This is a genomic window from Chromobacterium subtsugae (assembly GCF_035919665.1).
Classification (GTDB): Bacteria; Pseudomonadota; Gammaproteobacteria; order Burkholderiales; family Chromobacteriaceae; genus Chromobacterium; species Chromobacterium subtsugae.
The window spans coordinates 3721601-3742569 of record NZ_CP142381.1; the positions used below are offsets into that span (position 1 = coordinate 3721601).

General features: G+C 65.5%; 17 protein-coding genes. 9 read left to right on the top strand and 8 right to left on the bottom strand.

All coding sequences use genetic code 11. From position 1 onward, the window contains the following. Positions 1–55 precede the first annotated feature (55 nt). Positions 56–1171 carry an agmatine deiminase family protein gene (locus U6115_RS17665; protein WP_043575399.1) on the top strand — a complete coding sequence of 372 codons (1116 nt, stop codon included), beginning with the start codon at positions 56–58 and terminating at the stop codon, positions 1169–1171. Positions 1172–1570: 399 nt separating this feature from the next. Beyond that, a complete protein-coding gene (locus U6115_RS17670) occupies positions 1571–1723 on the top strand; it encodes an H-NS histone family protein (protein ID WP_080770242.1) in 153 nt (50 codons plus the stop codon). Between the two features lie 91 nt (positions 1724–1814). Here the strand turns inward: U6115_RS17670 and U6115_RS17675 are convergent, their stop codons facing one another. Both U6115_RS17675 and U6115_RS17680 read right to left on the bottom strand, forming a co-directional pair. Further along, positions 1815–2018 (bottom strand): cold-shock protein, encoded by a 204-nt coding sequence (locus U6115_RS17675; RefSeq protein WP_076097984.1) that lies wholly within the window; start codon positions 2016–2018, stop codon positions 1815–1817. Positions 2019–2480: 462 nt separating this feature from the next. Next, positions 2481–3821 (bottom strand): glutamine synthetase family protein, encoded by a 1341-nt coding sequence (locus U6115_RS17680; RefSeq protein WP_043575411.1) that lies wholly within the window; start codon positions 3819–3821, stop codon positions 2481–2483. Positions 3822–4183: 362 nt separating this feature from the next. Between U6115_RS17680 and U6115_RS17685 the strand changes: the two genes are divergently transcribed. From U6115_RS17685 to U6115_RS17695, 3 genes are all read left to right on the top strand, one after another. After that, entirely contained in the window at positions 4184–7495 is a 3312-nt protein-coding gene (locus U6115_RS17685; protein ID WP_047258328.1) for a DUF748 domain-containing protein, read from the top strand. A gap of 165 nt (positions 7496–7660) precedes the next feature. Next, complete coding sequence (locus U6115_RS17690) at positions 7661–10516, top strand: adenosylcobalamin-dependent ribonucleoside-diphosphate reductase (protein WP_043575413.1); 2856 nt, start codon at positions 7661–7663, stop codon at positions 10514–10516. 366 nt (positions 10517–10882) lie between these two features. Next, the gene (locus U6115_RS17695) at positions 10883–11161 is read left to right on the top strand and encodes a hypothetical protein (RefSeq protein ID WP_043575415.1); all 279 of its coding nucleotides are present in this window, start codon (positions 10883–10885) and stop codon (positions 11159–11161) included. 33 nt (positions 11162–11194) lie between these two features. Here the strand turns inward: U6115_RS17695 and U6115_RS17700 are convergent, their stop codons facing one another. Next, entirely contained in the window at positions 11195–12124 is a 930-nt protein-coding gene (locus tag U6115_RS17700; RefSeq protein ID WP_230623363.1) for a LysR family transcriptional regulator, read from the bottom strand. A 94-nt stretch (positions 12125–12218) separates the two neighbouring features. Here U6115_RS17700 and U6115_RS17705 point away from each other — a divergent pair, with 94 nt between their 5' ends. Together U6115_RS17705 and U6115_RS17710 are read left to right on the top strand one after the other, a co-directional pair. Beyond that, positions 12219–13217: an MBL fold metallo-hydrolase gene (locus tag U6115_RS17705; protein WP_047258329.1), complete on the top strand. Its 999-nt coding sequence runs from the start codon at positions 12219–12221 to the stop codon at positions 13215–13217. A 127-nt stretch (positions 13218–13344) separates the two neighbouring features. Next, positions 13345–14232, top strand: a complete 888-nt coding sequence (locus tag U6115_RS17710) for a substrate-binding periplasmic protein (protein ID WP_043575761.1) — start codon at positions 13345–13347, stop codon at positions 14230–14232. A gap of 138 nt (positions 14233–14370) precedes the next feature. Here the strand turns inward: U6115_RS17710 and U6115_RS17715 are convergent, their stop codons facing one another. Beyond that, positions 14371–15279 (bottom strand): LysR family transcriptional regulator, encoded by a 909-nt coding sequence (locus tag U6115_RS17715; RefSeq protein ID WP_043575416.1) that lies wholly within the window; start codon positions 15277–15279, stop codon positions 14371–14373. Positions 15280–15379: 100 nt separating this feature from the next. Here U6115_RS17715 and U6115_RS17720 point away from each other — a divergent pair, with 100 nt between their 5' ends. Next, positions 15380–16363: a zinc-binding dehydrogenase gene (locus tag U6115_RS17720; protein WP_043575417.1), complete on the top strand. Its 984-nt coding sequence runs from the start codon at positions 15380–15382 to the stop codon at positions 16361–16363. A 42-nt stretch (positions 16364–16405) separates the two neighbouring features. Here the strand turns inward: U6115_RS17720 and U6115_RS17725 are convergent, their stop codons facing one another. After that, complete coding sequence (locus tag U6115_RS17725; RefSeq protein WP_052258063.1) at positions 16406–16966, bottom strand: murein L,D-transpeptidase catalytic domain-containing protein; 561 nt, start codon at positions 16964–16966, stop codon at positions 16406–16408. Between the two features lie 149 nt (positions 16967–17115). On the opposite strand from U6115_RS17725, the gene U6115_RS17730 reads away from it, so the two are divergent. Continuing rightward, positions 17116–18237, top strand: coding sequence for an MBL fold metallo-hydrolase (locus tag U6115_RS17730; protein WP_043575418.1), 1122 nt, complete (start codon positions 17116–17118; stop codon positions 18235–18237). A gap of 67 nt (positions 18238–18304) precedes the next feature. Here the strand turns inward: U6115_RS17730 and U6115_RS17735 are convergent, their stop codons facing one another. The 3 genes from U6115_RS17735 to U6115_RS17745 form a co-directional block, all read right to left on the bottom strand. Next, entirely contained in the window at positions 18305–18748 is a 444-nt protein-coding gene (locus U6115_RS17735; RefSeq protein WP_043575419.1) for an SRPBCC family protein, read from the bottom strand. 55 nt (positions 18749–18803) lie between these two features. Next, positions 18804–19376: a GNAT family N-acetyltransferase gene (locus U6115_RS17740; protein WP_052258064.1), complete on the bottom strand. Its 573-nt coding sequence runs from the start codon at positions 19374–19376 to the stop codon at positions 18804–18806. 82 nt (positions 19377–19458) lie between these two features. Beyond that, entirely contained in the window at positions 19459–20952 is a 1494-nt protein-coding gene (locus U6115_RS17745) for a CoA-acylating methylmalonate-semialdehyde dehydrogenase (RefSeq protein ID WP_043575421.1), read from the bottom strand. Positions 20953–20969 lie beyond the last annotated feature (17 nt).

Genomic DNA, 20969 nt, shown 5'->3' on the forward strand with positions numbered 1-20969 from the left:
AATGGCGACGACTATTTGATAAACCAGCGGCGCCCGCCGCCTTCCGGAGTACGCCATGAATCGACGCCGTTTTTTGCGACACGCCTCCCTGCTGTCCGGCAGCGCCCTGCTGCTGGGCGGCGCCCTCGCCGCCGAGACCGCCCTCGCCGCCCCGCCGCGCCCCGCACAGTCCGGCTGGCGCATGCCGGATGAGGGCGAACCGCACGCAGCCACCTGGATGGCCTTCGGCGCGCGCGCGGACATCTGGGGCGAGCGTCTGCTGGGCCCGGTCCGGCAAAACCTGGCCGGCATCGCCCGCGCCATCTCGGCGTTCGAACCGGTGGCGATGCTGGCGCCGAAAGACAGCCTGGAATTGGCGCGTCAATTGTGCGGCGACGGCGTGCGCCTGATCGAACAGCCGCTGGACGACCTGTGGATGCGCGACACCGGGCCGGTGTTCGTCAAGGACGCCCAGGGCCGCGCCGCCGGCGTCGGCTTCCATTTCAACGGCTGGGGCGGCAAGCAGGCGCATGGGCGCGACGCCAGGGTGGCGGCCGCGGTCTGCGCGCAATCGGGCCGGCCGCTGCTCTCCAGCCGCCTGGTGCTGGAAGGCGGCGGCATCGAAGTGGACGGCCAGGGCACCGCCATCATCACCGAAAGCTGCGTGCTCAACCCCAACCGCAACCCTGGCCTGGGCAAGGCTGCCTGCGAAGCCGAACTGAAGCGGCTGCTGGGCGTGGACAAGGTGATCTGGCTGCCCGGCGTCGCCGGCCGCGACATCACCGACGGCCACACCGACTTCTACGCCCGCTTCGCGGCGCCCGGCGTGGTGGTGGCCGGCCTGGACAGCGACCCGTCGTCCTACGACTACGCGGTGACGCGGCGCCATCTGGCCATCCTGCGCGCCGCCCGCGACGCCCGGAGCCGCCCGCTGGAAGTGGTGGAGCTGGAAGGCCCGTCCAGCGTGCGTCCGCGCTTCGAAAACCGCGAATTCGCAGCCGGCTACGTCAACTTCTATGTCTGCAACGGCGCGGTGATCGCCCCGCAATTCGGCGACTCCCGCGCCGACGCCAATTGCCGCGCCATCCTGCGCGAACTATTCCCCGGCCGCGAAGTGGTGCAGCTGGACATCGACGCGGTAGCGGCAGGCGGCGGCGGCATCCACTGCACGACGCAGCAGCAGCCGGCGTAGGTCTGCGCTGGATGGCCACTTAAGTGATGAGGCAAACTGTCCTTGCCGGATGCGAAGGGCCGCCCGATTGCGGGCCCCCCAGCGGTAGCCGAAGGCCATAGCAACCTTGACCGACATGTCAAACGCATGCCAAGCATCGTAGAATGCGAACCCGGCCTTCACCGGATGCATGAGGCCAACCCAACCGCCAGGCATCGCACCGATTGGCGTGTTGGGCAGAAGCGGCGCGACGCCCGGCGAATGACGCAGCGTGGCGGAAAGGTCGAGGCCGGGTATCGCACCCTACGATTGCACCGTACGGCCGTAGAACTCCGGACCAAGAAGGTTGGGCTTCGCAAGCTTAGCCCAACGGTCCTTTGCTCAAGCTGGCTTTCTCATTGATCTGCATGCGATTTATCGATAGGTTTTGCTAGCAGGCCTAAGAAGCCGGTAGAGGAAAAGTACCGCCATCCTGCTGATGCTTCCCTAACTTGGTGTGGACGCGGTCGTAAGCCGCTGTGGGGGCAAGCACTGCTGGATCAAGGCAAGACGCAGGAAGAGCTGGCTATTTAATCGCTATCTCGGTAGACATCCAGCAATGCCGAAATGGAAGGCCTAGACAAAAAAAAAGCCCCTACAGGGCTTTTTTGATAGCAGCGATAAATTAAAGAGGCTGAATGCCAGTTGCTGCCGGACCCTTTTGGCCCATACCTCGGGTGTAGCTCACCTTTTGGCCTTCATGCAGGGATTTGAAACCATCAGCACGAATTTCAGAAAAATGAGCGAACAGATCATCACCACCATTGTCCGGCGTGATAAAACCAAAACCTTTTGCGTCGTTGAAAAACTTAACGGTACCCGTTTCCATAATGCACTCCTTGTGTTTGTAAAGGGCAATAAAATCGCCAAAAGCATGATAATCAAGGAATAGATAAGGAAACTATGTAGACCAACTGGGTGGGCAACGAGGTGTCGATAGATATGACGCTTGAAGATCCTGCTTTTTGATTGTGCACAGGTTACTTTTCAATTGTCAACATAATTTTGCAGTTGAAAATTTAGACTCCCCACATCCACAGCAAAATGCATAAATAATTTTAAAATCCATTGAAACCAACTGATCTATTTCTTTTGCACATTAGGCTCATATTTGAGCCTTATTTTTATAGCGTTTCCCAATCCGTTCCATGATGTCGCCTGCCAAATCGCACTGCCCAGGGCGGAGGCGCGACGCGCACTTGCTCCTGCCGCCCTCCCCCTTCCGCCGCCTGACACAAAAATGCCTTCCAGCCGATTAAGGCGGGAAGGCGTGGACACACAGCAGGTACGATTAGACGTGCAACAGCAGAAACCGCCGCTCCCAGGGGCTGATCACGTCGAAATACTCGCGGTACTCCACCTCCTTGATCGCGGCGTAGGTTTCGACGAAATGCTCGCCGAACAACTCGGCCAGCGGCTTGCAGCGCAACAGCATGTCGATGGCGTCATCCAGATGGCGCGGCAGCTGGTGCGGCTGCTCGTAGGCGCTGCCGGTCAATGGCTCGGACGGCTGGATGCCTTCCCGCATGCCCAGGTAGCCGCAGGCCAGGCTGGCCGCCATCGCGAGATACGGATTGACGTCCACCCCGGCCAGCCGGTTCTCCACCCGCCGCGCCTCCGGCCCGGAATGCGGCACCCGCAGGCCGCAGGTACGGTTGTCATAGCCCCAGGACAGGTTGATCGGCGCCGAGGTGTAGCGGCTGAGGCGGCGGTAGGAGTTCACATAGGGGGCGAAAAACGGCATCGCCGCCGGCAGATAGCGCTGCAGACCGCCGATGAAATGCAGGAAATCCGGCGACGGGCCGCCGTCCTGCAGGCTGAAGATGTTGCGGCCGCTGGCGATGTCCACCACGCTCTGGTGCATGTGCATGGCGCTGCCGGGCTGGCCCTGCATCGGCTTGGCCATGAAGGTGGCGTACATATTGTTGCGGATGGCCACCTCGCGCACGGTGCGCTTGAACAGAAACACCTGGTCGGCCAGTTGCAAGGGGTCGCCGTGGTCCAGGTTGATCTCCATCTGCGCGGTGCCCATCTCGTGGATCAGCGTGTCCAGCGCCAGGCCTTGCGCCTCGCACCAGTCGTACATCACGTCGAAGATGTCGTCGTATTCATTGACCGCATCGATGCTGAAGCTTTGCATGCCCGCTTCGGTGCGGCGGGTGCGGCCCACCGGCGGCCTGAGCGGCAGGTCCTCGTCCGGCTGGATTTCCACCAGGTAGAACTCCATCTCCGGCGCGATCACCGCCTTCCAGCCCTTGTCTTCGTATAGTTTGAGGATGCGCTTGAGCACATTGCGCGGCGCCAGGTCCACCGCGTCGCCGGCGAAGGAGTAACAGTCGTGGATGATCTGCGCGGTGGGCTCCTTGTTCCACGGCACCGGGCGCAGCGTGCTGGCGTCGGGGATCAGCTTCATGTCGGGGTCGGCCACCGAGGTGAAGTCGCGGTCGGGGTAATCGCCGGTCACCGTCATCGACAGCACCGCTTCCGGCAGGCGCAACCCCTCGGCGGGGTTGTATTTGTGGCGCGGCACGATCTTGCCGCGGGCGAGGCCGGTCATGTCCGGGATCAGACACTCCACCTCGGTGATATGGTGTTCGTCCAGCCATTGATTGATTGCATTGGCACTATCCATTGAAACCTCTGTCTTATGTATGGGTACCGGAGCTGCCCAGCAGCCTGGCCGGATTGGCCAGGGTGTGGCGCCGCCCGGCCTGCAGCAGGAACAGGCAGCGGTCCGCCAGCAGCGGCGTGGCCGCGTCTGTTGAAAATAAGATGAATGACCGGCGTGGCCGGTAGCTTTGTTGCAAGATAATCAACCTTTCCTGATAAAAATTTGGCAAATTTTGCGTTCAATATCTTGAACACCTGTCCATCCTAGCCAGCAGTCGGCGCCGTCGGCAACGGTTCGCCCCCATTCCGCCGTCAACTTTGGTCAACAATAGGACAAACAACGCAACAGGACGGCAGGGCCAAAGTGTATTAGAATTAATCGATATGAATACCCATGTTCAGGCCGACGCGGCCGCCCCTTCCCCCTCTCCCCGCAAACCCCGCCGCTGGCTGCGTTGGCTGGCTGTCGCCCTCGCGCTGCTATTGGCGTTTTGGGCCTTTCTCGGCCTGGCCGGGCCGCGCCTGCTGCAAAAGGCCGCCGCCGACTGGGCCGGCAAGCATGGCCGCCAGCTCAGCATCCAGCAGGTGCGCATCACGCCCTGGAGCATGGAGCTGGCGCTCGACGGCGTGGCGCTGCGCGAAGGCGACGGCCGCCCGCTGTTCCTCGCCCGCCGCCTATACCTGAACGCCGACCTCTACGCGCTGCTGCTGGGGCGCTGGCAAGCCAGCGAATTCACGCTGGACAGCCCGCAGCTGTGGCTGGAGCGCGGCGCCGACGGCATGTGGAACTGGGAAAAGCTGGCGGCCGACCTATCCGGCCCGCCCAAACTGGAAGACGGCACCGCGCCGGAAAAGTTGCCGCGGCTGAAGATCGCCGCGCTGAATCTGCGCAGCGGCCAGATCCGCCTGAGCGACCATAACGACGGCCAGCACGAGCGCTTCCGGCTGATGCCGATCAACCTCAACCTGGCCGACCTGTCCACGCTGGCCGAAAACGGCCGCTACGCGCTGCACGCCGAACTGCAAGGCGGCGGCCGCTTCGACTGGAAAGGCAGCATGCGGCTGCAGCCGCTGCAATCCAGCGGCGAGGCCAGCATGCAGGACCTGCCGCTGGCGACGGTCTGGGACTACGTCCATCCCTATTTCGCGACGGCCAAGCCGCAGGGCGCGCTGTCGGTCAACGCCCGCTACCAGTTTGAAATGAACAGCAGCCGGCCCGACCTCACCGTGTCGCCGATCCGCGCCAGCCTGAAAGACCTGAAGCTGGCGGCGCCGGGCGGCGCCAGCGAGCTGTCGCTGCCGGAATTGACAGTGGAAGGCGGCGCGCTGGACCTGTCGCGCTCGCTGCTGACCATCGCCAAGGTGGAGTTGAACCATGGCCGCGTCAGCGCCGGCCGCGGCGCCGACGGCATGGTGGACTGGCTGCGCGCGCTCCCCGCCGCGCCCGCCGCCGCCAAACCGGTCCAAGCCGCCAAACCGTCGCCCTGGCTGGTCAAGGTGGATAGCCTGCGTCTGAACCAATGGCATGCGCAGTGGCGCGATGACGTCTTCGTCAAGCCGATGGCGCTGCAAGCCGACATGCCGCGCATGCAAGCCAGGATTTCGCTCAGCCCGGAACACGGCCTGCAGTTGGGCGATCTGGGCCTCAGCCTGGCCGGCGTCAAGCTGGGCTCGGCTGGCGCGCCTGACTGGCTGACGCTGGACGGCGCCGAGCTCGCGCCGTCGCAGATCGACCTCAAGCAACAGCAGCTGAAACCCGGCGACCTGACCCTGCGCGGCCTGCAAGTGGCGCTGCAGCGCGAGCGCAACGGCCAGCTGCAACTGCAGCAGCTGTTGGCGCAGCGGCCGCCAAAAGCGGCCAAGGCAAAGGCCGACGGCGACGCCAAGACGCCGGCCTGGAAATTCAGCTATCCGGCCATCCGGCTGGAAGACAGCCGGATGAACTGGCGCGACCTGACCCTGGCCAAGCCGCTGGCGCTGAGCATGGACCAGCTGTCCGGCCAGCTTGCCACCCGCGACGGCCAGCAGCTGGCGCTGGACATCGCCGGCCGGATGGGCGGCGGCAAGCTGGCCGCCAAGCTGGACCTGAACCCGGACAAGCTGGCCGCCCGCGGCAGCGTCAAGCTTGACGCGCTGCCCATCGCCCCGCTGGCGCCGTACGCGCTGGCCGGCACCCCGCTCAAGCTCTCCGGCGGCGCGCTGTCCGCCGACCTGCAGCTGGACGCCGCCTCCGCCAGCCAGTGGAAGCTGGCCGGCCAGTTGAAACTGGCGAAAATGGCGCTGCAGGAGCCGGGCGAAGCGCTGCCGCTGCTGGGCTGGAACAGCCTCAGCCTCAGCAGGCTGCAAGTGCAGGGCATGCCGCTGAAGGCCAGCATCAACGACGTGCGGCTGGACCAGCCGCGCGCGCGGCTGATCCTGGATCCGCAGCGCCGGCTCAACTGGCAGAAGATCTTCGCCGGCGCGCCGGCGGCCAAACCCGCGCAGCCTGCCGGCAAGAGCGCGCCGCTGCCGCAGGTGGACGTGCACAGCATCCACGTGCAGAACGGCGCGGTGGAGTTCGCCGACCACGGCATGACTCCAGACTTCGCCACCCGCATGCACCATCTGCGCGGCAGCATCCAGAACCTGTCGACCCGCGCCGGCGGCCGCGGCCGCATCACGCTGGACGGCGCGGTGGACCAGTACGGCGAGGTGAAGGTGCGCGGCGCGCTGTCGCCGACGTCGCCGACCGACAGCACCGACATCCATCTCGACTTCCACAACCTGGCGCTGAACAACCTGAATCCGTATTCGATGAACTTCGCCGGCTGGCAGGTGAAGGACGGCCGCCTGTCGCTGGAGCTGCGCTATCTGTTGGAGCACCGCCAGCTGAAGGGCGAGAACCGCATCGTGATCGATTCCATCCAGCTGGGCGAGGAACTGCAGGGCGACAAGTCGCCGCACCTGCCGCTGCGCCTCGCCGTGGCGCTGCTGGAAGACAGCAACGGCCGCATCGACCTCGATCTGCCGGTGGCCGGCAGCCTGGACGACCCGCAGTTCAGCTACGGACAAGTGGTGTGGAAGGCGCTCGTCAACATCGTCACCAAGGTGGTCACCGCGCCGTTCCGCGCGCTGGGCGCGCTGTTGGGCGGCGACGGCTTCGACGACATCCGCTTCGTCGCCGGCGAAGCCCACGTCAGCCCGCCGGAGCGCGAAAAGCTGGACAAGGTGGCGGCGCTGATGGCCAAGCGGCCGAAGATGCAGCTGGCCATTTCCGGCGGCTACGCGCCGGACGAGGACAGCAAGCAGCTGGCGCGCGCGCGCGTCGACGCCGCGGTGCTGGCCGCCGCCGGCCACGCGCCGATGGATGACGAGCCGCTGGCTTCGCTGGACCTGAAAGACGCGCAGATTCAGTCGGCGATCAAAACCGTCTACGGCCAGCGCATCGGCCGGCTGAAGCTGCTGGGCCACACGCTGAAGCCCGGCGGCCCGTCCGGCGCCGAACTGGCCAAACTGCTGCGCGACGAGATGCTGGCGGCGGAAAAAGTCAGCCAGGCCGATCTCGTCAAGCTGGCGGAACTGCGTGGCGCCAACGCCCGCAAGGTGATGCTGCGCCATGCGCCCGACCTCGCCGAACGCGTGACGCTGGACGCGCCGCAAAAAACCTCGGCCAACCGCGACGGCGTGGAGCTGGCGGTGAAAATCACCGCGAAATAGCCCCCCGGCGCCGCATCCGGAGTACAATCCCAAACGGCGCCGGAACACAACAACTTGCGTTTCACCCCATCACGGCGTAACAACATATAGTGTGCTACGCCGTTTTTCATGCGCAGCCGGCCATGCCATCGTCGTTGAACACCGTTTCAGAAGGATGAGCGCTCCATGCAGCAGGAAAACATCGCCGCCATGGCGGAACAGGACATCTCGCGCGAGGTGTTGCTGGAAAAGTACGCCAAGAATGGCGAACAAAGCGTCAGCGAAGTGCGCCGCCGCGTCGCGCGCGCGCTGGCCGGACTGGAACAAGACCCGGCCCGTTTCGAGCCGCTGTTTTTCGAAGCGCTGGACCACGGCTTCATCCCCGGCGGCCGCATCAATTCCGCCGCCGGCACCGAGCTGTCCGCCACGCTGATCAACTGCTTCGTGCAGCCGGTCGGCGATTCGGTGTCAGAAACCGAGCACGGCAAGGCCGGCATCTACCAGGCGCTGCTGCAGGCGGCGGAAACCATGCGCCGCGGCGGCGGCGTCGGCTACAACTTCAGCCGCATCCGCCCCAGGGGCGCGCACGTGAAAGGCACCAACAGCCGCGCTTCCGGCCCGGTGTCGTACATGCGCGTGTTCGACCGCAGCTGCGAGACCGTGGAATCGGCCGGCGCGCGGCGCGGCGCGCAAATGGGCGTGCTGGACGTCAGCCATCCGGACGTGGAAGCCTTCATCCACGCCAAGGACCAGGGCGATCTGCGCAACTTCAATATCTCGGTCGGCGTCTCCGACGCCTTCATGCAGGCGGTGGAAGCCGACGCCGACTGGCAGCTGACCCACGCGGTGGAGCCGGCGTCCGACGCCTTCCCCGACAGCTTCCGCCGCGAAGACGGCCTGTGGGTGTACCGCACCGTGCGCGCCCGCGAGCTGTGGCGGCAGATCATGGAATCCACCTACGACCACGCCGAACCCGGCGTGCTGTTCATGACCCGCATCAACCAGGACAACAACCTGTCCTACTGCGAGGTGATCGAATCCACCAATCCCTGCGGCGAACAGCCGCTGCCCGACTACGGCTGCTGCGACCTGGGATCGGTGAACCTGACCCGCCACGTGCGCGCGCCGTTCGGCGACAAGGCCCACTTCGACTTCAAATCGTTCGAGAAGGTGGTGCGGATGTCCATCCGCATGCTGGACAATGTGCTGGACCTCACCGTGTGGCCCTTGCCTGAGCAGGAGCGCGAGGCGCAGAACAAGCGCCGCGTCGGCCTGGGATTCACCGGCCTGGGCGACGCGCTGATCATGCTGAAGATACGCTACGACAGCGAGGAAGGCCGCCGCTTCGCCGCCCGCATCGCCCAGAGCATGCGCGACGCCGCCTACGACTCCTCGGTGGATCTCGCCATCGAAAAAGGCGCCTTCCCGCTGTTCGACGCCGACGCCTACCTGGCCGCGCCGCACTGCGCCAGCCGGCTGCCGGACAAGATTCAGGCGCGCATCCGCAAGCACGGCATCCGCAATTCGCACCTGCTGTCGATCGCCCCCACCGGCACCATCTCGCTGGCCTTCGCCGACAACGCCTCCAACGGCATCGAGCCGCCGTTCTCCTGGTTCTACACCCGCAAAAAGCGGATGGCCGACGACACGCAGCAGGAATACCTGGTGGAAGACCACGCCTACCGCGTGTGGCGGATGCAGGGCGGCGACACCGCGCGCCTGCCCGACTACTTCGTCTCCGCGCTGGAAATGAGCGCGCTGGACCACATGCGGATGGTGGCCGCCGTCGCGCCCTTCGTCGACACCGCCATCTCCAAGACCGTCAACGTGCCGGCCGACTACCCGTTCGCCGACTTCGAAAGCCTGTACCTGGAAGCCTGGCGCAACGGGCTGAAAGGCATCACCACCTACCGCCCCAACAATGTGCTGGGTTCGGTGTTGTCGCTGGAGCCGGCGCAAGCCGCCGCCGCCGCGCCGGAAGACCTGTCCGGCGCCGCCAACGACCCGGACCGCCGCGTAGTGCTCAACACCGCGCCCACCCCGGCGCTATCCAGCTTGAAATGGCCGAACCGCCCCAAACTGAAGGAAGGCAACCCGTCGTGGACCTTCATGGTGGAAGGCGACGCCGGCGATTTCGCCGTGGTGGTCGGCCACATGGAAAACGGCCGCGTCCAGCCGTTTGAATGCTGGGTCAACGCCACCGAAGTGCAGCGCGGCCTGTCCGCCATCGCCAAAACGCTGTCGATGGACATGCGCTGCCGCGACCGCGCCTGGCTGGCCGCCAAGCTGGACGCGCTGTCGCGAACCAACGGCGACAAGCGCTACCAGTTCACGCTGGGCGACAAGGCCATCCACGCCACCTCGGCCGCCGCCGCGCTGGGCCAGGTGGTGCGCCACCGCGTCGAGCAACTGGGCGCGCTGCGGCTGGACGCCGGCGAAGCCACGCCGGTGATGGACGCGCTGTTCGCCCGCAAGGAGCCGAAATCCGGCAGCGACGGCACCATGAGCTGGTCGGTGGACGTGGTGAATCCGCAAACCGGCGACGACTTCGTGCTGTTCATCAAAGAGCTGATCCTGCCCAACGGCAAGCGCCGGCCGTACTCGGTATGGCTGGCCGGCGCCTACCCGCGCGAACTGGACGGCCTGTGCAAGATGCTGTCGCTGGACATGCGGGTGATAGACCCGGCCTGGATAGGCCTGAAGCTGCGCAAGCTGCTCAACTACGCCGAGCCGCAGGGCGACTTCTTCGCCCGCATTCCCGGACTGGAAAAATCGCAAAGCTGGCCATCCACCGTCGCGTATCTGGCGCGGCTGATCATCCACCGCTACGCGATGCTGGGCGTGCTGACCGAGGAAGGCGTGCCGCTGGAGGAAATGGGCGTGATGGCGCCGGAGCAGAGCGACCTGTTCGCGCTAGAAGCGCCGGCCCAGCTCAAGCCGCTGGCCGGCAAGGCCTGCCCGGAATGCGGCAACCACGCGCTGATAAAAAAAGACGGCTGCGAGTTCTGCACCGCCTGCGGCCATGTGGGGGCATGCGGCTGAGTCAAGCGCGATGCTGCGCAGTTTTTTCCTCCGCCCCGCGGCCTCAAGCCGCGGGGCTTTTTCGTCGCCGCGCGGGAAAACAACCACGGCCCCCGCCACGATCCCGGCCATCCCATCCACGCGGGGCCGCGCCAATGGACTCCGCGCTCCGCGGCACTTGATCCACATCGCCCTCTGCCAAACAGCGCCAACGCGCCATCCCCCAGCGTGTTGGCCGCTTAATGGCGAAATGGCCTCGTTTTTACTTAAAACCTGATTTGACGTAATCCAACCGCCCGACTTTTAAATAAGCATGGTTTTATTAGACGGCCTCTCGCTTTCGGTGGAAGAATGTCCGCAACACGCAAAACCACACCAGAGAAAAAAATGAACGTCTGGATGGTCATCGCGGTTTTGCCGATCGGCGCCGCGTCATTCTATTTTCTGGCCTACCAGCCGGCCGCGCAGAAGTACTGGCTGCGATTCCCCACGCTGGAGAAATACCGGCAAGACCATCCAGCCAGCCATAGCCATGGCGTCCCGCATTGCCACGTTTGCGGCGGCAGCGACATTCTCTCCGTCGGACTATTGCGGCCGGTGGAATACCGCCGCATCTACCAATGCGCGCAGTGCCAGACCAAGCTGTGGCGCGCCATGGAACCCTGAGCCAGACCTCGGCGCGCCAGAACCCCGCCCCCGTCAAACCAGCGGCGTCCGCGCCGCCTCCGCCACCACGCCGCGCAGCCATTCCAATGCCGGGTCCTTGTCCTTGGCCGCATGCCAGAACATCGACAACTCGATTTCCGGCGACGGCAGCGGCAAGGGATGCGCATGCAGATCCTGGCAATACGCCCAATGATCGGCCAGCGCCGCCGGCACGCTGGACAGCGCCGCCACTTCGCGCAGCAAGCTGGGCAGGGTGCTGAACTGCTGGGTGGTGTATTGCACCTGCCGCTGCAGGCCGCGCGCTTCCAGCAATTTGTCTATGCCGCTGCGGAATGCGCCGCGATAAGTGACCAGCACATGGGGATGGGCCACATAATCCCGCAGGGTGAGCGGGCCGGCCAGCGGCAGCCTCTTTCCGTGATGAACGCAGCTGAACCCCATCCTGGCCAGCGGAACGCTGCGCAGCCAAGCCGGCTTGTCCGGCAGCGTCGCCACGCCCAGCTCCATTTCATGCCTCTCCAGCATGGCCGCGCCCTGGAAGGGGTCGGTGGCCTTGACGGCGACGCGGACGCGCGGCGCCTGGCGGCGCAGTTCGGCGAACACCCGCGGCATCAGCCAAACCTCCACCCAGTCCGGCATCGCCAGCGTGAAAGCGCGTTCGGCGCCGGCCGGATCGAAACGCTCGGACTGAAACAAGGCTGCCTGCACATCCTGCAATGCCGGCAACAGCTCGGCCTCCAGCCGCAAGGCGCGCGCAGTCGGCTCCATGCCGCCGGCGCCGCGCACCAGCAGCTCGTCGTCGAACAGGCTGCGCAGCCGCGCCAGCGCGCCGCTCACCGCCGGCTGGCCGATGAACAACCGCTCGGCCGCGCGCGATACGCTGCGTTCGCGCATCAACACCAGGAAAGTCACCAGCAGGTTGAGATCAACCGCGCGAAAATCTCTTTCGCTGATAGTCATCATCTTTTCAATCGATTTGAATGATATGACTGCGTATTGGAACATGATCAGGCCACGCGAGCAAACCGCTTGCGCTACCGCCTGATAAGGAACCAACATGCCTCAGCTCCGCCAATTGAAAGCCATCGCCGCCGCCGCCGCCATCAGCGCGGCAACCCTGCTCTCCGCAACCTCCAGCCTGGCCGCCGCGCCGCAAATCCATGCCCAGGCGCCGGGCTATTACCGGATGATGCTGGGCCGGTTCGAAATCACCGCGCTGTCCGACGGCACCGTCAAAGTGCCGCTGGACAAGCTGTTGCATGGCGAGTCCCCGGAACAGATCCGGCAGCAGTTGGAAAACGGCTTCCAGACGCCGGGCCATGCGGAAACCTCGATCAACGCCTTCCTGATCAACACGGGCTCCAAGCTGCTGCTGGTGGACAGCGGCGCCGGCGACCTGTTCGGCCCCAGCGCCGGCAAGCTGCCCGCCAATATCCGCGCCGCCGGTTACCGGCTGGAAGACATCGACGCCGTGCTGCTCACCCATGTGCACCTGGACCACTCCGGCGGCCTCACCGTGGCCGGCAAGGCAGTCTTCCCGAACGCCGACGTCTATCTGAATCAAAAGGAGGAAGACTTCTGGCTGAACCCGGCCAACCGCGCCAAGGTGGCGCCGGCGCAGCCATCCGGCTTCGATCAAAGCAAAGGTTTCGCCCAGGCCCAGGCTTCGCTGGCGCCCTATCTCGCCGCCCATCGCGTGAAGGCTTTCGCCGCCGGCGCCGAGCTGTTCCCCGGCATACGCGCCATCGCCGCGCCTGGGCACACGCCGGGGCACACCTTCTATGAGGCGCAGAGCCAGGGCCAGCGCATGCAGTTCTGGGGCGATACCGTGCATGCCCAAGTGGTGCAGTTCTCTCAGCCGCAGGTGAATATAGACTTCGATGTCGACTCCTCCGGCGCGGTCAAACTGCGGCGCCATGCCTTTGCCGACGCCGCGGCCCATGGCTATTGGGTAGCCGCCGCGCACATCTCCTTCCCCGGCATCGGCCATGTCCGCCGCGACGCCAAGGCCTACGCCTGGATTCCGGCCAATTACAGCGAGGACATGGGAAACTGAGCCCACGATGCCGCGCCCCGGCAAACCGGGAAGGGAAAGAAGGGGCAAATAGAAAACAGGCCGCGGTTTTCTTTTAACCGTGGCCTGCCCCTATTTTCTCTTCCATCCGCTGTCCTATTCTTTGTTCATGAACGCAAAAACCTGCCGCCTCCTCGCCCTCATTCTGCAAGCCTGCTGCGGACTGCGGGCCATGGCGGAAACCGAGATCGTCTATCCGGCGCCGGAATCGCCACGCGATGTCAGACATGCCGACATTCTGGAATTGTTGAACGGCGCGCTGGCCCATACGGATAAGCGCTATGGTCCGGCGCTCGCCAGGCCATCGCTCGAGCCGATGAACAAGAACCGCCAATTGCTGTCGCTGACGCAAGGCCAGGGGCTCACGCTGATGTGGGGCTCAATCAGCCGCGAACTGCAGCAAAAGACTTTGCCGGTATACATTCCGCTACGCAAAGGCCTGCTGGGCTACCGCATCGCGCTGATTCGACGAGACCGTCAAGACGAGTTCAACCGGACAGCCTCGCTCGCCGATCTGAAAAAGTTCAGCCTTGGCCAGGGGCGCGGCTGGGCGGATGTCGATATTCTGCGAGGGGCCGGATTCCATGTGATCACCAACGAATATCCACAGCTGTTCGGCATGATAGAAGCTCGTCGGATCGATCTATTTCCTCGCGGCATCAACGAAGTGTATGCAGAATACGCAGCGCATCGCGACCAGACGCCGTCTTTGGCGGTGGAAGCGCATTTAGCGCTGCATTACGCCAACCCCTACTATTTCTACGTAGCCAAGGACAACGCCGCGTTGGCGCAGCGGCTGGAACAGGGCTTGCGCCTGATGATGCGCGATGGCAGCTTCGACGAAATCTTCTGGCGCTATAACGGCCAGGCGATACGCCAAGCGGACCTGGCGCACCGCGGCATCATAGAAATCCCATCCGACGATACGCTGACGCCGCGCAAGGTTCTCAAGGATTCCCAGCTTTGGTTCGACCCGCGCGGCGCGGCGTACCGATAAGTTCGCCAGGAGGCGCAGCCCCCAACCCCGGCTGCGGCTGCGATTGATGCTGGACAAATAGGGCATAGGCCGCGTTTTCGCATCGCTCCGCGCCTAGCCGCCGCGCTCAAGAAAACCAGCGGCCCTGCCGCATGACGCTCAGCGGAGCTGAGCGCCGCCTGGCCGCCCTTCGCCCTCCGCCGCCAGGAAGGACCAGAGCGCGGACGCCACGGGGCCGGCGGGACGGCCGCGCAAGCGCGCGGCGACGATGTCCAGCGCGCTGCGCCGGAAATGCCGCCCCTCCAGCGAAAGCAGCGCGCCGCTGCGCAGCTCCTCCGCCACCAGATGCAAGGGCATATGGCCCCAGCCCATGCCGCGCACGATCAAGTCTTTCTTGGTGTATTGATCCGCCACCGTCCAACTCGGCGCCTCCTTCACCACAAAGTAATCGCGCCCCGGCGCCTGCGCGGAATCCCGTATCACCACCTGAACATGACGCGCCATCTGCTCCGGGCTCACATCGCGGGAAATGGGGCCATCCAGAAAACCCGGCGCCGCCACCGGCACCAGCTCCACCCGGCAGACATCCGTCCATTCGAAACGCGTGTTCGAATTATCGACGTGATGCAGGATCAAGTCCGCGTCCTCGGCAAGCAGCCTCTCCCACGGACCGCTTATCGCCTCGAAGTGGAGGTGCAGCCGGGTATGCGGCCAGTTCCGGAAAAAGCGCCGCAGCAAATCCAGCGCCTCCGCATTGGGCGTGAGATCGCCCACTACTACGCGCAAGTCCGTTTCTTCGCCACTCCGCAGCTGGCCGCACATCGTGCCCAGGCTAGCCGCCTGCGCCAGCAAGGCCTGGGCCTGGCGATGGAACGCCTCGCCTTGCGGCGTCAGCCGGACGCGATAAGACGCGCGGTCCAGCAAGCTCAAGCCCAGACGCGCCTCCAGATTCTTGATCGCCGCGTGGACGGCGGGATGGCTGCGGTGCAGTTTCAGCGCCGCCGCCTGGAAGCTGCCTTCTCTCAGCACGGCATCCAGGCAGACCAACTCATGCAGTGTAAAGTCCATTGTTATTTAATCTTACAATCTTTTGTTAATCTTTTGAATTTTTTCAACATGCTCCGCTAGCTAAACTGCCGCTGTCACCCACCAAACAGGAGCGAATCCCATGCGCGCAATCGTCAGACAACAATATGGCGGCCCGGAGCAGCTGAGAATCCAGGACATCCCCGCGCCGCAAGCCGGCGCCGACGAAGTGCTGGTGCGCGTCCGCGCCTTCGGCTTGAATCGGGCCGAGCAGTATTTCCGCCAAGGCCTGTGGGGAGAAGTGGCGGCGGTATCCGGCATAGAGTGCGCCGGCGAGGTGGCCCATGACCCCGGCGGCGTTTTGCCGCCCGGGCAAACCGTCATCGCCCTGATGGGCGGCATGGGCCGCAGCCGCAATGGCAGCTATGCGGAGTTCGTCAGCGTGCCGGCCGCCAATGTGGTGCCGGTGCGCACCACGCTGGACTGGAGCGCGCTCGCGGCTCTGCCGGAATCCTACGCCACCGCCTGGACCTGCTTGCACGGCAACCTGGCGCTACAAAACGGCGACACCTTGCTGATCCGCGGCGCGCTGTCCGCCCTGGGTCAAGCCGCGATGGCGCTGGCCAAGCTGCATGGCGCGCGCGTCATCGCCACCGTCAGCCAGGCATCCCGGCTGCAAGCGGCGCGCCAGCTGGGCGCGGACATCGCGCGCGTGGAGTCCGCCGAACTTGGCGCGGAATTGGCGGAAATCGCCGGTTGCAGCATGGATAAAGTGCTGGATCTGGTCGGCACCTCGACCCTGCTCGATTCGCTGCGCCTGGCCAAACGCGACGGCCGTGTCTGCGTGGCCGGCTTTCTGGGCGGGCACGAACCGCTGGCCGGCTTCGATCCCATGGCCCACCTGCCCAGCGGGCGGCAGCTCAGCTTCTTCGCCAGCGCCCTGGTATTTGGCAGCCGCGACTATCCATTGGGCGACATCCCGTTCCAAAACATCATTGAATGGGCGGAAAGCGGCGCCATTCCCGCCAGGCCGGCGCGGGTATTCGCCTTCGAGCAGATCCAGGAGGCCCATAGCGTGCTGGACGCGCAATCGGCCGGCGGCAAGATCGTCGTCACGCTGGACTGAGAAAAACAACGCCGCGCGCGGAGGCCGCGCCGTCAGCAACGATCAAATGCGCGAGCGGATGCAATTGATGTACGACCCGCCCTGCAGCATATTGATCAGGCCCACGCTGTATTGCGGGTCTATCGCCAGGCTGCCGTCCGAGCATCCCGGCGCGCCGTGTTGGCGGATGTAGTCCGGCGCCACGTACTGCGCGCCATGCAGGGTCAGCCGGCGCGCGCGCATATTGGCATTGCCCGGCCCCATGCCGTCCAGCCACAACGCCAGGCCGTGCGGGCCGAAGCAGGTGTCGGCGGCCCGGCACACGCCCAGGCAGGAAGCCAGGGAGCCGGGCGCATCGGAAAAGTGCTGGGCGTAATGCGCATGGCCGGCCGGGTCTTCTCCCCGGCCATGCGCCACCAGAAAACGCTGCACCGAACCCTCCAGCGTATCGAAAACGAACAGCCTGGCCTCCGTGGACGGCAGGCTGAAGTCCACCACGGCCCAATACAGCAGGCTGGCGCGAGGATAGCGCTGGCGTTGCACCACCCGCATATCCAGCACGGCATGATCCGGCAGGCCTTCTTGCCGGCATAACTGCAGCAGCACTTCATCCAATGCGTCCACGCCACACCCCCAGCCAAGCGACCCGCAGCTTTTCATTCTAGCCAGCCGGCCATCCGTCGCAAGCGAGCCGCGCGCGCACCAAGCTCGACGCGGCGGACGCGCTTATTTACAGTGTGGGCAACACGTCAACACGCATGGGAAGGATGGCGATGAAAGCACTGGGCAAGAAAGCGGCCGGCGCGCGGCTGGAAAGGATGCGCGCCTCCCCGATGTGGGCGGACGACGGCTTCCGCAACATCTATCCGATCGCTCCCGGCCTGCGCGACCCGGCGGTGAAGATGCCGTCGCTGAAAGACTTTCTGTGCGGCGGCGAAAGGCGGACGCCGAATGGCCCGCTGCCCGTAGCGGACCCGCGGCATGCCTGGCGCAAGCCGCCGGAGTCCGGCCTGCGCGCCACCTGGCTTGGGCACTCGACGGTGCTGCTGGAAATAGACGGCCTGCGCGTGCTGACCGATCCGGTATGGGGGCCGCGCGCCTCGCCGACGCGGCTGGCCGGCCCCAAACGCTTCCAGCCGGCGCCAGTGCGGCTGAAGGAGCTGCCGCCGCTGGACCTGGTGCTGGTTTCCCACGATCACTACGACCATCTGGACTACCCCACGATACGCGAACTCGCCAAAACGCCGGTGCCCTTCGTCACCTCGCTGGGCGTCGGCGCGCATCTGGAAGCGTTCGGCGTGGCGCCGCAGCGCATCACCGAGCTGGACTGGTGGGAAAGCTACTGCCACCCCAGCGCCGACCTGACCATCACCGCCACCCCGTCGCAGCACTTTTCCGGCCGCGGCCTGAAAGACCGCAACGCCACGCTATGGTCGTCGCTGGCCATCCGCACGCCGCGGCACTCGGTGTTTTTCAGCGGCGACACCGGCCTCACCGGCCAGTTTGAGGAAATCCGCGAACGGATCGGCGCATTCGACTTGGTGATGCTGGAAGTGGGGGCCTACCACCCCGCCTGGGGCGATATCCACCTGGGGCCGGACAACGCGCTCAAAGCCCTGGAGCTGCTGGGCGGCGGCGCTTTCCTGCCGGTGCATTGGGGCACCTTCAACCTGGCGATGCACGCCTGGGACGAACCGGCGGACACCCTGCTGGCCCTGTCCGAGCAAAGCAATGTCCAACTGCTGATGCCGCGCCAGGGCCAGGCGCTGGAGCCCGCCCACGCCGATCGGGCGGAGCCGTGGTGGCGCGCGGTGGATACCGTCGCCGCGCCTGCCGTGCCGGCATCCGATGCCGCCGCCGATCAGGCCAAAACCATTCCCTGGCCGCTGGATTGACAAAGCCGGCGCGCTGGCCGCAAAAACCAAGCCGGGCATGCGCCCGGCTTGTTGCGCTTCGTCCGGCCTAGCCCGGAATGTCCGGCTCCACCAAGGCCGCCAGCTGCCGCAGCGACTGCTGCCAGCCCAGATAGCAGTTCTCGGGCGGAATCGCGTCCGGGATGCCTTGCTGCACGATGGTGAGATCGGCGCCGCAGGACAATGGCGCCAGCGTGATGGTGGTGGTCATTTCGCCGGGCAGGTTGGCATCGTCGAAACGGTCGGTGTAACGGATGCGCTCGCCCGGAACCAGCTCAAGATAGCGGCCTCCGAACTCGTGCCGCTGGCCGCCGGAGAAATTGACGAAGGCCATCCGGTAGCCACCGCCCACGGTGGCGTCCTGCTCCAGCACCTGGCAGACGAAGCCGTCTGGCGGCAGCCACTTGGCCAGTGCCAGCGGATCGATGAAGGCGCGGTAGACGCGCTCCGGCGGCGCGTTCAGCACGCGGTGCAGGCGTATGGTGTTGGGCATGGCTGGCTCCTTGGCGGCGGGAAAGCTGGCTTAAGCAAGATAGCACAATGACATTTCACTGGAGCGCTAGGTCGTACTCCATCTGCCAATCAAACGGCTCCCGTTCGATCTGGGGGCCATGCAGCCAGCGCGCCGGCGCGCAGCCGCAGCGCTCGTAAAACGACACCGTTTCAATGGCGGAGTGCGAGGAAATGTACAGCCGGCCCGCGCCCATCTGCCTGCCGCCGGCGGCGCACTCCCGCATCAACTCGCGCCCCAGGCCTCGGCCGCGCCAGCGGGCGTCCACCTGCAGCTCCTTCAATTGTCGATACTCGCCATCCGGCCCCAGCGGCGCCGGGGAGATGGCGGCGAAACCGGCCAGGCTTGCGCCTTCCAGCGCCGCCCACACCCGCCCGGCATCCGCCATCGCCGCCAGCTCGCGACACAGCGCCCGCCGCTCGTCCGCCGACCAGTCGTCGATGAAGGGCTCGGCTGCGATGCGCCTGTCGCCGGGCGCGCCGCGATACACCAGCGTCACCTCCTGCCGGCGCTGGAAATCGTCCAGCCAATCCGCGCCGATATCGGCCGCGCTCAGGCGGCGGATGGACCAAGGGGAAGAAACGATGGTTGCGGAAGCAGACAGTTTCATGGCGAGCAGACAGGATCAGGACATTGCCATTATGCCAGCGAAACGGGCCGCCCTCGCGAGCGGCCCATCCGCCACTGTTGATTTACAGGCTGGGAAAGGCGAACTGCGAGGCCTCGTGGCTGGCGCGCTGCGGCCAGCGCTGGGTGATTGCCTTGCGCCGGGTGTAGAAGCGCACGCCGTCCGGGCCGTAGGCGTGCAAGTCGCCAAACAAGGACCGCTTCCAGCCGCCGAAGCTGTGGTAGGCCACCGGCACCGGCAGCGGCACGTTGATGCCCACCATGCCCACTTCCACCGTATCGGCGAACAGGCGCGCCGCCTCGCCGTCGCGGGTGAAGATGCAGGTGCCGTTGCCGTATTCGTGGGCGTTGATCAGCGCGATCGCCTCTTCCAGGCTGTTCACCCGCACCACGCACAGCACCGGGCCGAAGATTTCTTCCTGGTAGATGCGCATCTGCGGCGTCACTCGGTCGAACAGGCAGCCGCCGAGGAAGAAGCCGCCCTCATGGCCGGGCACCGCGATGCCGCGGCCATCGACCACCAGCTCCGCGCCGGCCGCCACGCCGTCGGCGATATAGCCGCTGACCTTGTCCAGATGCGCGCGCGTCACCAGCGGGCCCATGTCCAGGCCCGGCGAGGTGCCCGGCCCCACTTTCAAAGCCTGGATCTGCGGCGTCAGCTTGGCGATCAGCGCGTCGGCCGCCTGATCGCCGACGCAGACGGCGACCGAGATGGCCATGCAGCGCTCGCCGCAGGAGCCGTAGGCCGCGCCCATCAAGGCGTTGACGGTGTTGTCGAGATCGGCGTCCGGCAGCACCACCGCGTGGTTCTTGGCGCCGCCCAAAGCCTGCACCCGCTTGCCGCGGCGGCTGCCCTCGGCGTAGATGTATTCGGCGATGGGCGTGGAGCCGACAAAGCTGACTGCCTTGACTTCCGGCGCCGCCAGCAGCGCGTCCACCGCCTCCTTGTCGCCATGCACCACGTTGAGCACGCCACGCGGCAGGCCGGCTTCGTGCAGCAAACGGGCGATCAGCAGCGTCGAGCTGGGATCGCGCTCCGACGGTTTCAGGATAAAGGTGTTGCCGCAGGCGATGGCCAGCGGATACATCCACAAGGGCACCATGGCCGGGAAGTTGAACGGCGTGATGCCGGCCACCACGCCCAGCGGCTGGAAATCGCTCCAGGCGTCGACATTGGGGCCGGCGTTGCGGCTGTACTCGCCCTTCAGCAGCGCCGGCGCGGCGCAGGCGTATTCGACATTCTCGATGCCGCGCTTCAGCTCGCCGGCGGCGTCCTCCAGCGTTTTGCCGTGCTCGCGGCTGATCAGCGGCACGATCTCCGCCTCATGCTGCTCCAGCAGTTGCTTGAAACGGAACAGCACTTGCGCCCGCTTGGCCGGCGGCGTATCGCGCCAGGACGGAAACGCCGCCTGGGCGGCAGCCACCGCCTGCGCCACGGTGGCGGCGTCCGCCAGTTGGACGTCGGCGATGGCTTGACCGGTGGATGGATTGAAGATCGGCGCGCGGCGGCTGCCGCCGTCGCAAGCCTCGCCGTGGATCAGGTGTTGCAAAGTCGTCATTTCAGGATCTCGTTTTA

Bases quoted from the DNA above. Each gene is read 5' to 3' on its own strand.
- U6115_RS17675 (WP_076097984.1), bottom strand. From the start codon at position 2,018: ATGGAAACGGGTACCGTTAAGTTTTTCAACGACGCAAAAGGTTTTGGT.
- U6115_RS17735 (WP_043575419.1), bottom strand. From the start codon at position 18,748: ATGCCCAACACCATACGCCTGCACCGCGTGCTGAACGCGCCGCCGGAG.
- U6115_RS17680 (WP_043575411.1), bottom strand. From the start codon at position 3,821: ATGGATAGTGCCAATGCAATCAATCAATGGCTGGACGAACACCATATC.
- U6115_RS17705 (WP_047258329.1), top strand. From the start codon at position 12,219: ATGCCTCAGCTCCGCCAATTGAAAGCCATCGCCGCCGCCGCCGCCATC.
- U6115_RS17700 (WP_230623363.1), bottom strand. From the start codon at position 12,124: ATGATGACTATCAGCGAAAGAGATTTTCGCGCGGTTGATCTCAACCTG.
- U6115_RS17740 (WP_052258064.1), bottom strand. From the start codon at position 19,376: ATGAAACTGTCTGCTTCCGCAACCATCGTTTCTTCCCCTTGGTCCATC.
- U6115_RS17710 (WP_043575761.1), top strand. From the start codon at position 13,345: ATGAACGCAAAAACCTGCCGCCTCCTCGCCCTCATTCTGCAAGCCTGC.
- U6115_RS17745 (WP_043575421.1), bottom strand. From the start codon at position 20,952: ATGACGACTTTGCAACACCTGATCCACGGCGAGGCTTGCGACGGCGGC.
- U6115_RS17665 (WP_043575399.1), top strand. From the start codon at position 56: ATGAATCGACGCCGTTTTTTGCGACACGCCTCCCTGCTGTCCGGCAGC.
- U6115_RS17690 (WP_043575413.1), top strand. From the start codon at position 7,661: ATGCAGCAGGAAAACATCGCCGCCATGGCGGAACAGGACATCTCGCGC.
- U6115_RS17685 (WP_047258328.1), top strand. From the start codon at position 4,184: ATGAATACCCATGTTCAGGCCGACGCGGCCGCCCCTTCCCCCTCTCCC.
- U6115_RS17695 (WP_043575415.1), top strand. From the start codon at position 10,883: ATGAACGTCTGGATGGTCATCGCGGTTTTGCCGATCGGCGCCGCGTCA.
- U6115_RS17720 (WP_043575417.1), top strand. From the start codon at position 15,380: ATGCGCGCAATCGTCAGACAACAATATGGCGGCCCGGAGCAGCTGAGA.
- U6115_RS17730 (WP_043575418.1), top strand. From the start codon at position 17,116: ATGAAAGCACTGGGCAAGAAAGCGGCCGGCGCGCGGCTGGAAAGGATG.
- U6115_RS17715 (WP_043575416.1), bottom strand. From the start codon at position 15,279: ATGGACTTTACACTGCATGAGTTGGTCTGCCTGGATGCCGTGCTGAGA.